The sequence below is a fragment of the Rhodoferax sp. GW821-FHT10B06 genome (assembly GCF_059415605.1).
The window spans coordinates 150696-163503 of sequence record NZ_JBWKNO010000008.1; the positions used below are offsets into that span (position 1 = coordinate 150696).

Consider the following 12808-nt stretch of genomic DNA (forward strand, 5'->3'; position numbering starts at 1 on the left):
GTTATTTTTCTGTGGGCTTGAGAGTGGGGTGCAACTGGTCTGCGTGCATGGCCTCCACCAGGGCGGCGCGGTGCTTGAGCACGGCGCGCTGGTTGATGGAGCCCTTATCGGTAATCTCGCCCTTGTCCAGCGAGGGTGGCTCGGCCAGCAGGTAGGCGCGGGCAACGCGGCTGGCGCTGCCGGTGGCGCTGGCGGCCAGCTGGTCCATCAGCTGTTGAAAACGGGCCTGCACGGGTGCGCTCTCCAACACTGCTTGCATGCTGGCGTCGTCCGGCAGGCCGCTGAGGCTGCGGCAGGCGTTGGTGGGGATGATGAGGGCGCCCACTTCTTTCAGGTTGATGCCAGTCAGTACCACGTCCTGCACATAGGGTGCGCCGGCGGCGATGATCTTGGCGCGCATTGGCCCCACGCTGACAAAGGTGCCGGTGCTGAGCTTGAAGTCCTCGGCAATACGGCCGTCGAATTTCAGGCCCTTGTGCAAATCGTTTTCATCGATCCACTGCACCGCGTCGCCTGAGCAGAAGAAGCCCTCGGAATCAAAGCTCTCACGCGTGGCCTCGGGGTTGCGCCAGTAGCCGGGGGTGACGTTGGGGCCGTGGTAGCGCACCTCTATCTTGCCGTCCACGGGGGCCAGCTTCAGCTCCAGGCCAGGGGCGGGCACGCCGATGTGGCCGGCTTGCACGTGGGGGCTGTTCACGCCCAGGGAGTAGGGCGTGCATTCGGTCATGCCCAGGCCAGTACCCATCACGATGCGCTCGCCGACTTCGCGCTCGGCGCTTTCAAACAGCGAGTCCCATATCGGCTGCGACAGCGCGGCGGCGGCGAAGAAGAACATCTTCACCCGGCTCAGCAGGTTCTTGCGCAGCTGGTCGTCGGTCTTCATGAGATTGGCGATCACCTCGAAGCCGGTGGGTACGTTGAAGTACACGGTGGGTGCAATTTCGCGCAGATTGCGGATGGTTTCGCCCATGCCCTTGGGCGTGGGCTTGCCTTCGTCCAGGTACAGCGTGCCGCCGTTGTAGAGCACGATGCCAAAGTTGTGGTTGCCGCCAAAGGTGTGGTTCCAAGGCAGCCAATCGACCAGCACCAGCGGCGTCTCAGCCAGCACGGGCATGGCCTGGTTCATCTGCTGCAGATTGGCGCTCCACATGCGGTAGGTGATGATGACCGCCTTGGGCAGCTTGGTGGAGCCCGAGGTGAACATGAACTTGGCGATGCTGTCCGCGGTAATCGCAGCGTGCGCGGAATCCACCGCTGGGGTGGCGGGTGTGTGCAGCAATTGGCTGAACGGAATGGTGTCGCGGCCTTCAATGCTGCCGGCACCCAGCACTACTCGTACGTCATTGGCCACCGTGGTCTGGATGGCGCGGGCAAAGCGGCTGCCCACGCTGGCGAACACCAGGCCGGGGGTCAGGGTGCTCAGCACATGGCGCAGCTTGTCGAAGTCCTGGCTGATGGTGGAGTAGGCGGCAGACACCGTGCACTGCGGTATGCCGGCCACCAGGCAGCCCAGCGATAGCAGGGCGTGGTCCAGATCGTTCTCGCTGAGGATGACCACCGGCCGCTCTGGTCCCAGCTCCATGCCCAGCAGGGCCTGGGCGATATTGCGCGCCGACTGCCAGGCTTGCGCGTAGCTGATGTGCTGCCAGTCGCCCAGGCTGCCATCGGCATTCTTTTGGCGCTGGGCCATCCAGGTCTGGTCGGGCCGGGTATGGGCCCAGTGGGCCAGCCGGTCGGTCAGCCGGGTGGGGTAGGGCTGCAGCTCTTGGGCGGCTTGCACATAGACGCAGCCCTGCTCGCCCTGGCGGGTGCGGACTTCGGTGACGCCAAACTGCAAGGGGCGGAAGCGGGGTGGGGTAGTGATGGCGGACATGTCTGGGTTCCGGTGCTCTGCGGGCAACTTGGTCGTGTGGCTGGCGCGTACGGTTAGGTGGGGCGCGTGGGCTCAGTCTTTTTTCACCTTGGCGGCGCGGCCGTCCAGGAAGGCGCGCACGCGTTCCTTGGCCTCGGGCGCGCTCTGGGCAATCGCGGCCATCATGGATTCGGTCAGCAGGCCTTGGTCGCTGGGTTGCTCGGCGATGCGCGGCAGGGCGTGCATCAGGCCGTAGTTGGTCAGCGGGGCGTTCTGGGCAATGCGGCCGGCCAGCTCCACCGCTTTGTCGAACGCCGTGCCGGCGGGCACCAGGTATTGGGCAAAGCCCGCGCGCTCGCCATCTGCGGCGTTGTAGACGCGGCCGGTCATCATCATGTCCATCATGCGGGCGGTGCCGATCAGGCGGGGGATGCGCACCGCGCCGCCGCCGCCCACGAAGATGCCACGCGAGCCTTCAGGCAGGGCGTAGAAGGTGGATTCATCGGCCACGCGGATATGGCAGGCGCTGGCCAGCTCCAGGCCGCCGCCGACCACGGCGCCGTGCAGTGCTGCAACCACCGGGACCGGGCCGAACTGCACGCGCTCCAGCGCGGCATGCCACATGCGGGAATGGTGCAAGCCCTGGCCGGCGTCGCGTTCCTTGAGTTCGCTCAGGTCCAGGCCGGCGCAGAAGTGTTCGCCTTCGCCGCTGATCACGGCGGCTCGCACGCTGGCGGGCAGGCCGTCCATGATGTCGCGCAGCGCCAGGATCAGGCCGTCGTTCAGCGCATTGCGCTTAGCGGGGCGGGTCAGGCGGATGACGGCGATTTCTTCGCTGTCGCCGCGGATTTCCAAAGAGATGTCGGTGTGTGGTGTGCGCATGGGAATACAGGTTTAGTTTGCCAAACTATAGTTATTAAAAATAACTAAAACAAGATTGAAAGAGGCTTGAATCCTAGGTGCTTTCCCTAGCTTTGGTGGGCGCATATAAAGTTATATTTAATAATCAAAATAGACCTTGCACCACCTACTGCGGCGTATGTTTTTGCGGCGGTTTCCAGCTGCTGCAGCCTGCCTCAACTATCCACGGATTTCTATGAAACACTTTTCTTCTTCTTTCCACAATGCCTGGCTTGTCGACGGCGTGCGCACGCCGCTGGTGGACTATTGCGGCGCTTTTGGTGCGCTGTCGCCTACCGACATGGGCATCAAGGTGGCGCGCGCCGTGCTGGAGCGCAGCGGGCTGCCGGCGGCCGATGTGGAGTCGGTGGTGGTGGGCTCCATGGCCCAGGCCGACTTCGATGCCTATGTGCTGCCACGCCATGTGGGCCTGTACGCCGGCGTGCCGCTGGCCGTGCCTTCCATCTTGGTGCAGCGCATCTGCGGCACTGGTTTTGAATTGTTCCGCCAGGCGGCCGACCAGATCGCCCTGGGCTATGCCGACCTGGCGCTGGTGGTAGGCACCGAGTCCATGACGCGCAACCCGATTGCTGCGTACACCCACCGCAGCGGCTTCAAGCTGGGTGCGCCGGTGGAGTTCAAGGACTTTTTGGTGGAGGCGTTGGTCGATACAGCAGGCCCGGTCAGCATGATCCAGACCGCTGAAAACCTGGCTGTGCAATACGGCATCAGCCGGGCTGACGTGGATGCATTCGCGGCCCAGTCGTTTGACCGCGCTCTGCGCGCCAAGGACTTTCATGCCGGCGAAATCGTGCCCGTGGCCAACGAGGTGTTTGCACTGGAAGGCTATGCCAACCGTGGCATCCAGCTGCCGCGCAAAGTGACCCAGATAGCCCACGACACCCACCCCCGGCCATCGCCAGTGGACGCCCTGGCTGCCTTGCGCACGGTCTACCCCGGCGGCGTGCAGACCGCGGGCAATAGCTCGGCCCTGGTAGATGGCGCCGCCAGCGCGCTGGTGGCCAGCGACGCCTATGTACGCAAGAGCGGCGTGCAGCCCCTGGCCCGCCTGCGCGGTGCCGCGGCAGTGGGCGTGGCACCCGAGTACATGGGCATAGGCCCGGCCCCCGCCATCCGTGCGCTGCTGGAGCGCTGCGGCCTGACGCTGGCCGACATCGACCTCTTTGAAATCAACGAGGCCCAGGGTGCACAAACCTTGGCCGTGGGCCGCGAGCTAGGTCTGGATCTGGACAAGCTGAATGTGCACGGCGGCGCCATCGCGCTGGGCCACCCGCTGGCCGCCACTGGCGTGCGCCTGACGGTGACTCTGGCCCGCGCATTACGCCAGCGCGGCAAACGCTTCGGTATCTCCAGCGCCTGCGTGGGCGGCGGCCAGGGCATGGCGCTGCTGATCGAAAATTCTGAGGCTTAAATGCTGGTTGCTATTAAATAAGTAGCTGTTTGCGCCGGATTTACCTGCGCCAGAGGCCTATTTTCTATAAATCCGGAAGTGTGCCCGCATCACACCAGCCCGTGCTTGCGGGCCCGGTAGGCCAGCTTGGCGCGGGTGGTGTTGAGCAGGCGGGCGGCGGCGGACAGGTTGCCCTGGGCGCCGCTGATGGCCTGCTGGAGCATGGCGCGTTCGGTTTGCTCCAGCGACAGGGCGCTTGCAGCGGTAGGTGTTTTGGCGGGGGCTGGGGGGGGCGGTTTGGCGGCAGGGTGGGGCGTAGTTGTCAGGTTCAGTGTGTCGCTGCCGTCTTGCAACTTGAGTGTCATGACGTCGGGGGCCAGGGTCTCTCCGCTGGTGAACAGGTGGTGCACGTCAATGAGGCCGCCCACATCGGCCATGATGACGGCGCGCTCCACCAGGTTTTGCAGCTCGCGGATATTGCCGGGGAAGTCGTAGTTCAGCAGGGTGCGCACGGCGGCCTGGGTGAAGCCCTGGATGTCGCAGCCATGCTTGCGTCGATAGTGGTTCAGAAAATGGCTCATCAGCAGGGGAATGTCGTCGCGCCGTTCGCGCAGCGGCGGCAGGTGGATGGGGAAGACATTGAGCCGGAAGAACAGGTCTTCGCGAAAGCGCCCTTCGCGCACGGCCTGGCGCAGGGTTTCGTTGGTGGCGGCCAGCACACGCACGTCCACGGCAATGCTGCGGGTGCCGCCCACGCGTTCCACCTCGCCCTCTTGCAGCGCACGCAGCAGCTTGCCCTGGGCGACGAAGCTTAGCGTGCCGATCTCGTCTAGAAACAGGGTGCCGCCGCTGGCGCGCTCAAACCGCCCCGGGCGTGACACGCTGGCACCGGTGTAGGCGCCGCGCTCCACGCCGAACAGCTCGGACTCGATCAGCGTCTCGGGAATGGCGGCGCAGTTAACGGCGATGAAGGGCTTGTCTTTGCGCGGGCTGATCTTGTGCAGCATGCTGGCGAACTTCTCTTTGCCCACGCCGGACTCTCCCGTGAACAGCACGGTAGCGGTGGTGCGCGCTACGCGGCTGAGCTGGTGGCAGGCCGCGTTGAAGGCCGAGGATGCGCCCACCATGGCGTCGCCCGCAGACGCACCGCTGGCGGGTAGCTCGGCGGCGTCGCTGGGCGAGCGGGCGTAGGCGGCGGTGTCCACGAAGTCGCGCACGTTCAGGTAGCGCATGTCTTCTTCCACGTTGTCCCACCGGTCTGCCGACTTGCCGATGACCCGGCATTGCGCGTCGCCCATGGAGCGGCATTGCGTTTCGCGGAAGACGATGAGCCGCCCGAACAAGGTGCTGACGTAGCCGGTGGCATAGCCCACCTGCATCCAGCAGGCAGGCGATCCGCCGATGCCGTAGGCGGCGATGTGCTCGTCGTCCTCGCTAGAGTTGTGCCACAGGAATTCGCCCTCGTAGCTGCCAGTGTTGGCGTCATACGTCACCTGCACCAGCTCGACCTTTACGACGCCCTCCAGGGCATGCAGGCGCGTACCCGCGATGGCGGCGGCCGAGGGGTCGGCATCGGGCCACTGCTTTCTGACCAGATGGGCATCCCGCGCGCCGCTGACGTAGCCCGCACGCGTGAACAGGCCACGGGCCTGCTTGGTGCCCAGGCTGTCGATCATCTCGCGGCGCAGCGAACCCAGGGCCTCGGTGTGCAGCAAGACCATGCGCTGGTCTTGCAGCCAAATGCGCCCATCGCCCGGCGAAAAGAACAGGCATTCGCTGATGTCGGCCACGTTGGGGTGGGCCTCGCTGCCGATGTGGGTGCTGGCAAAACCCCCCAGGGCCTTGTTGACGGAGCTGCTGTCGAAGTTGCTGAGCACCGTGCCCGTGGCGCGGGCGACATCTGCCAGGGAAACCCGTGGGGAATTGCGCATGGGGACTTCATCAATTGGTTAAATTTGATTCAGGAATGTAACGAATTGCTGAAATTAATGGAGGGTGATTTCCCTATGCTGCAGCGCGGTAGAGCGGCCTCGGGTATCTACCTAATTCCTCTCTGGCGGAGGGCTTGATTTACGGCCTTTGGCATGCCTTTGGGAGAAGGCTGGTCCGTGCATTGCGATAAGTAGGTGTGCTGCAAAGAAATGTGGCGACTTGATGAACGTAATTCACCTAAAGGACATGGCCATGGGCGCGACCGATGCGACGGAAATTTTCAACTTTGTGGGCCTGCAGCAAGCCGCACTGGGCGCTGGGGTACGGGATGTGATTGAGCCGGCCACCGGCGAGGTGCTGTGCCGTGTAGGCATTGCTAATGCCGCAGACATGGCTGCCGCCACGGCCGCTTCCGCCGCGGCGCAGAAGAGCTGGGTAGCGATGCCCCCGCGCGAGAAAGCCGCCATCTTCCGCCGTGCCGGGGCTTTGTTTGAACAGCATTTTGACGCGCTGGCCCTGTATACGGCGCGGGAAACCGGCGGCATCTTGGCCAAGGGCCAGCACGAAATCCGGGAGGCCGCGCTGATTTGCCAACTGGCCGCCAATCTGCCCCTGCAATCGCAGGGCCATGTGCTGCCCAGCGTGCCTGGCCGCACCAGCTTTGCCCGGCGGGTGCCGCACGGCGTGGTGGGGGTGATTTCGCCCTTCAACTTTCCGCTGATCTTGGCCTTGCGGGCCATTGCGCCGGCGCTGGCTGCGGGCAATGGCGTGGTGGTCAAGCCCGATAGCCGTACGCCGGTTTCCGGTGGTTTCATGATTGCCCGCATCTTTGCCGAAGCCGGCCTACCCAAAGACCTGCTGCAGGTGCTGGCCGGAGACGCCGAAGCCGGCGAGGCCCTGGTAGTGGACCCGTTGGTGCCCATGATTGCCTTTACCGGTTCGGTCGCGGTGGGGCGTCGCATCGGCGAGCTGGCCGGCCGGCATTTGAAGAAGGTTTCCCTGGAGCTGGGCGGCACCAACTCGCTGGTGATTCTGGACGACGCCGATCTGGATGTGGCCGCATGCAATGCCGCCTGGGGCGCGTATTTTCACCAAGGCCAGATCTGCATGGCATCGAACCGCATCCTGGTGCACGAAAGCATGGCAGCGGAGTTCACCAAACGCCTGATTTCCAAAGCCACGCATCTGCCCATGGGCAACGGCGCCACCGGTCAGGTGGCCCTGGGCCCGTTGATCGACGCCAAGCAGCGTGACCGCGTGCACGCCCTGGTGCAAGACAGCGTGAAGGCCGGAGCCAAGTTGGAAGCTGGCGGTAGCTACGAGGGCCTGTTCTATAAGCCCACGGTGCTGACGGGCGTCAAAGCCGGTATGCGCGTGTTCGAGGAAGAAACCTTTGGGCCCGTGGCCAACATCATTACCTACAAGACGGATGACGAAGCCATTGCGCTGGCAAACAACAACACCGGCAGTCTGGCATCTGCGGTGATTTCCAAGTCGGTGGGCCGCGCCATGGCGGTGGGCCAGCAGCTCAAGTCCGGCATGGTCCACATCAACGACCAGACCGTGAATGACGATTGTGTGAATCCGTTCGGTGGCCCCGGTATCGCGGGCAATGGCACCAGCGTGGGGGGCCCTGCCGACCTGGAGGAATACACCATGTGGCAGTGGGTCACGGTCAAAGACCAGGCCCCCACGTACCCGTTCTGACACACGTTCGGACACATCCATAACAACCAGGAGAACAACATGAGCTTGCAAGGAAAAACCATTGTCGTCACGGGCACCTCATCCGGCATTGGTGCCGAGGTGGCGCGGCTGGCCCGCTTTCAGGGCGCCAAGGTGATTGGGATGGACCGCAACGACCCCAGCCTGACGCTGGATGGTTTTGTCAAAGCTGACCTGGGCACCACGGCAGCCATAGATGCGGCCGTGGCCCAGCTGCCCGCGCACATCGATGCGTTCTGCAATATCGCCGGCGTGCCCGGTACTGCGGATGTGGATTTGGTGGCGCGGGTCAATTACCTGGGCCTGCGCCATCTGACCGAAGCGGTGCTGCCGCGCATTCCACGCGGCGGCAGCATCGTCAACGTGGCGTCCATCCTGGGGGCTGAATGGCCCTTGCGGCTGGACTTGCACAAAGAGCTGGCCGCGATCAAGGGCTTCGATGCCGGAGCGCATTGGTTGCGTGGCCATCCGGTGCCGCAGGCCACCTGCTACCAGTACTTCAAAGAGGCGCTGATCGTGTGGAACGGCGTGCAATCCCAAGAGTGGTTTCTGGGCAAGGGCGTGCGCATGAATTGCGTGGCACCCGGCCCGGTGTTCACACCCATTCTGGGCGATTTCGTTTCCATGCTGGGCGAAGAGCGTGTGCAAAAAGACGCCCACCGCATGCTGCGCCCGGCCTTTGCCGACGAAGTGGCGGCGGTGATTGCCTGGCTGTGCAGCGATGCCGCACGCTGGGTCAGCGGCGTGAACATCCCGGTCGATGGTGGTTTGGCTTCGACCTATCTGTAAAACAAAAAAGTACTACCCGAGGAGACATTGATGACAAAAAAAACCACGCCCTTTCCACTCAGCGCGCTGGCGGTAGCCAGTGGCCTGCTGTGCGCCGTATCGGCCCAGGCCCTGGAACTGGGCTCTGATCCGGACACCAAGATCCGCCTGGACTTGACACCCAAGTACAGCACGGCCTATCGCTTGAAGGATGCCTCACCCGGACTGACCGTGCCGTCCAGCGACGCCGGTGTGGCGAATGAAAACGATGGTGACGTCAACTTCCGCAAGAAGGGATTCATCTCCAATCGTTTTGACCTTTTGACCGAGTTTGACGTGACCCATGGCAACTTTGGTTTGCGCGTCAGCCATGCCGCCTGGTACGACTCCAAGTACACAGGCCACAGCAGCAATGACGGATCGCTGGGGGTGAACAACTACGCCAACCAGGCGGTGAATGACTACATCCCGCTGACCACCATGCAAAGCGGTCGGGGCGACCAGTTCCTGGACGTGTTCGTGTTTGGTAAGGGCAACCTGGGCGGTATGCCGGCCTCTATCCGCATAGGCAAGCACGCGCTGCAATATGGTGAAAGTCTGTTCTTCGGTCAGAACGGTATAGCCAACGCGCAGGGTCCGGTAGATATTGCCAAGATTTCGTCGGTGCCCAACTGGCAGTTCAAGGAAGTGTTGCTGCCGGTGGAGCAGATATCCGGCAGCCTGCAGGTGGCCGAAGATGTGACCCTGGGCGCCTACTACCAGCTCAAGTGGCGCCCCAGCAAGCTGCCCGGCGTGGGCAGTTATTTCTCCAACCAGGACTACCTGGGCGGCGGACGTGTCTACTTGGGGCCGACCACGGTGCTGAACACCGACGACAGCAAGGACCAGACGCCGGGCAACAACGGACAGTTTGGTGCGCAAGTGCGCTGGGCTCCCGCCGGTAGTGCGTTTGAATACGGCTTCTACGCCGCACGCTATAACGAAAAGACGCCAGCTGTGCCGGTGTTTGATTTCATCAACGGCAACGCGCACAAGGTGTATGCGGAGGGCATCAAGACGGTAGGCGCCAGCGTGACATCCTCCGTGGGACCGCTGAACTGGGCGTTGGAAGGCTCGTTCCGTGCCGATGCACCCCTGGCCGGCGACCCTGCCGTGTTGCTGCCCGCCTTTCTGGGGGCGGGGGGACCTGCTGCTGACTGCAGTGGCTCGCCCAGCAACCCCTGCTTTGCCATCGGCAAGACCGCTCATTTGAATTTGTCTGGCATTTATGTGTTGACCAAATCGGGTCTGTGGGATGGCGGCTCGGTGGTGGCCGAGTTGGCTTGGAACCGCACCCTGAGCGTGACCAAGAACCCCAGCACGCGTGGCAACGGTGGCCTGGACCCGAACACCACGCGCGATGCGGCGGCTTTTCGCATGATCTTTGAGCCGCAGTACTTCCAGGTACTGCCGGGGTTGGATCTGTCGCTGCCCATGGGCCTGGGCTACAACTTTGCGGGCCGCTCCTCGGCCATCATGAACTTTGCCGGTGGTGCCAGCAAGGCCGGCGACTTCAATCTGGGGGTCAAAGGCAAATACCACGACTGGAATATCGGCCTGACCTACACCAGCTACTTCGGCCCTGAGAGCACCTTTACCGTGGTGGACCCCGCCGGTTCACGGATGTTGTCTTACGGCCAGACCTTGAAGGACCGCAGCTATGTGTCTTTCAACATGTCGCGCACTTTCTGAACCTGTCACACCCCTATCTATTTCAACGAGACACACCATGAAGCAGTTTGCAATAAACACCTTGCTCGCAGCCGCCTTGCTGGCGGTCGCTGGAGGCGCCCAGGCCGCCGTGAGCGCCGACGAGGCGGCCAAGCTCAAAACTACCCTGACCCCGATGGGGGCCGAAAAGGCGGGCAACAAGGAGGGCACGATTCCCTCGTGGGAGGGTGGTGCCACCAAGGCTCCGGCCGGCTACAAGAGCGGCGATGTGCGCCCCGACCTGTTCCCTAGCGAGAAGCCGACGCTGTCCATCAGCGCCAAGAACATGGCCCAGTATGCCGACAAGTTGTCAGACGGCGTGCAGGCCTTGATGAAGAAGTACCCCGACTTCCGCATCGACGTGTACCCCACGCACCGTACGGCGGCTGCACCCCAGGCGGTGTATGACAACACCTTCAAGAATGCCACCCGTGCCAAGACCATAGAAGGCGGCTTCGGCATGGAGGGGGCGTTTGGCGGTGTGCCATTCCCTATTCCGCAGGACGGCTATGAAGCCATCTGGAACCAGCGCACCGCCTGGCGCGGCGGCAATATCACTCTACCCATGCGGGTATGGGTGGTGACCGCGGATGGTCGGCGCGCCATGGCCTCGGGGGGTACGCAGACGCTGAGCCAGCCTTTCTTTGCCAAGGACGGCAGCCTGGAAAAGTTCGATGGCTACTACTCGCTGGGCAAGTTCGTGGCCAATGCACCGGGCTCCAAGGCTGGTGAAGCGATTCTGGCTCTGGACGGCGTTTCTGATGCCGCCCCGCGTGGGCTGTGGCAGTACCTGGTAGGCCAGCGTCGCGTGCGCAAGGCCCCGTCCGTGGCCTATGACACGCCCGATTCGGTGACATCCGGCATCGGCCTGTTCGACGAAGCGTTTACCTTGTTTGGCCCCATAGACAAGCACGAGCTGAAGCTGGTGGGTAAGAAGGAGATGTACATCCCCTACAACAACAACCGCGCCGCCGCCGCCAAGGTGGAAGACCTGGTGACGCCCAACACGCTGAACCCGGCCCAGGTGCGCTGGGAGCTGCACCGCGTGTGGGAAGTGGAGGCCACGCTGGCCGCTGGCAAGCGCCATGTGGTGCCCAAGCGCAAGTACTACATCGACGAAGACAGCTGGCAGACCGCACTGTTCGACGGTTGGGATGCCAAGGGCCAGCTCTGGCGTACCAACTTTGCATTGATGTTGACCGCGCCCGATGTGCCTGTGGTCTCCAACTTTGTGCTGTGGGGCGGCTATGACCTGCAAAACGGCTCCTACTACCTGAACATGGCGTCCAACGAGTTGCCCAAGCAGTACGAGATCGTGCCGCCAATTCCGCGCAATTTCTTCAGCGCCGAATCCTTGTCCAACGAAGGCGCACGCTGATGAAACAGGCCGCTCAATATGGGGTGGCGCGGCGCACGGCCCTGCTGGGCTTGTGCGGCTGGGCCACGGTGCTGGCTTTGCCGGCGCGGGCGGCCAGCACGCCGGCTGTGTTGACGCAGGCTGCCGTGCAAACCCCCAAGGCCTTGGGGGCGGCTACGCTGGCCGTGGCCCGCGCGGGCAAGCGTCTGGTGGCGGTGGGCGAGCGCGGCACCGTGCTGCTGTCCGACGACTCCGGCGTAAGCTGGCGGCAGGCCCAGGTGCCGGTGCAGGCTACCCTGACCGCAGTGTGCTTTGCCGATGCGCAAACTGGCTGGGCCGCAGGGCACCTGGGCGTGGTGTTGCGCAGTGATGATGCTGGCGCCACCTGGCACAAGCAGCTGGATGGCATCCAGGCCGCTGCGCTGGTGCTGCAAGCCGCCCAGGCCACGGGTGATGCCAAGGCTATCGCCAACGCCCAGCGCCTGGTGGAGGAGGGCGCCGACAAACCCTTCTTTGACCTGGAATTCAGCGATGCCCAGCATGGCTATGTGGTGGGGGCCTACGGCCTGATGCTGTCCACTGCGGACGGGGGCAAAACCTGGGCCGCCGTGACCCCGCGCTTGCCGAATCCCAAAAGCTTGCACCTGTACGGCGTGCGTGCCAGCGGCAGCACGCTGCTGATTGCTGGCGAACAGGGCCTGCTGCTGCGCTCCGCCGATGGTGGTGCCAGCTTTGCGGCTTTGGAGTCGCCGTACAAGGGCAGCTTCTTTGGTTTGTTGCGCAGCGTGGGCGACGTGTGGGTGGCCTACGGTCTGCGCGGTACTGCCTACCGCTCCAGTGATGCCGGAGTGCATTGGGACAAATTGGACACCGGTGTACCCATGGCGGTGGGTGCCGGCATGGGCTTGCCTGGCGGTGGCTTTGTGCTGATGAGCCAGGCCGGCGATGCCTTGGTGGGACGCGACGACGGCGTGGCGCTGCGCCGTGTGGCGGCACGTGAACCCGTGCCCGTATCGGGTGTGGTGCAGGCCGACGACGGCAGCCTGGTCGTGGCCAGCTTGCGGGGCATGCGCCGCCTGCCGGCCCTGTCTGCCCATTGATTTTGGAATTGATT

The 12808-nt window shown here is 63.7% G+C and carries 9 protein-coding genes; 6 read left to right on the forward strand and 3 right to left on the reverse strand.

The genetic code is table 11. The features are described 5' to 3' along the window. Position 1: 1 nt before the first annotated feature. Entirely contained in the window at positions 2-1873 is a 1872-nt protein-coding gene (locus AC07O2_RS14510) for a feruloyl-CoA synthase (RefSeq protein ID WP_495076452.1), read from the reverse strand. 72 nt (positions 1874-1945) lie between these two features. Then, positions 1946-2734, reverse strand: a complete 789-nt coding sequence (locus AC07O2_RS14515) for a crotonase/enoyl-CoA hydratase family protein (RefSeq protein WP_495076453.1) — start codon at positions 2732-2734, stop codon at positions 1946-1948. 208 nt (positions 2735-2942) lie between these two features. Here AC07O2_RS14515 and AC07O2_RS14520 point away from each other — a divergent pair, with 208 nt between their 5' ends. Next, on the forward strand, positions 2943-4184 hold the full coding sequence (locus AC07O2_RS14520) for a thiolase family protein (RefSeq protein ID WP_495076543.1): 1242 nt from the start codon (positions 2943-2945) through the stop codon (positions 4182-4184). 89 nt (positions 4185-4273) lie between these two features. Here the strand turns inward: AC07O2_RS14520 and AC07O2_RS14525 are convergent, their stop codons facing one another. Next, the gene (locus tag AC07O2_RS14525) at positions 4274-6094 is read right to left on the reverse strand and encodes a sigma 54-interacting transcriptional regulator (RefSeq protein ID WP_495076454.1); all 1821 of its coding nucleotides are present in this window, start codon (positions 6092-6094) and stop codon (positions 4274-4276) included. A gap of 253 nt (positions 6095-6347) precedes the next feature. Between AC07O2_RS14525 and AC07O2_RS14530 the strand changes: the two genes are divergently transcribed. Genes AC07O2_RS14530 through AC07O2_RS14550 form a run of 5 tightly spaced genes read left to right on the forward strand, consistent with a single transcriptional unit; the run spans position 6348 to position 12794 of the window. Then, on the forward strand, positions 6348-7802 hold the full coding sequence (locus AC07O2_RS14530; RefSeq protein WP_495076544.1) for a benzaldehyde dehydrogenase: 1455 nt from the start codon (positions 6348-6350) through the stop codon (positions 7800-7802). 39 nt (positions 7803-7841) lie between these two features. Further along, on the forward strand, positions 7842-8609 hold the full coding sequence (locus tag AC07O2_RS14535) for a coniferyl-alcohol dehydrogenase (protein ID WP_495076455.1): 768 nt from the start codon (positions 7842-7844) through the stop codon (positions 8607-8609). Between the two features lie 30 nt (positions 8610-8639). Beyond that, positions 8640-10319: a DUF1302 domain-containing protein gene (locus tag AC07O2_RS14540; protein WP_495076456.1), complete on the forward strand. Its 1680-nt coding sequence runs from the start codon at positions 8640-8642 to the stop codon at positions 10317-10319. 37 nt (positions 10320-10356) lie between these two features. Then, positions 10357-11715: a DUF1329 domain-containing protein gene (locus AC07O2_RS14545; RefSeq protein WP_495076457.1), complete on the forward strand. Its 1359-nt coding sequence runs from the start codon at positions 10357-10359 to the stop codon at positions 11713-11715. After that, complete coding sequence (locus AC07O2_RS14550) at positions 11715-12794, forward strand: WD40/YVTN/BNR-like repeat-containing protein (RefSeq protein ID WP_495076458.1); 1080 nt, start codon at positions 11715-11717, stop codon at positions 12792-12794. Before AC07O2_RS14545 ends, AC07O2_RS14550 begins: the two co-directional genes overlap by 1 nt. Positions 12795-12808: the final 14 nt, after the last annotated feature.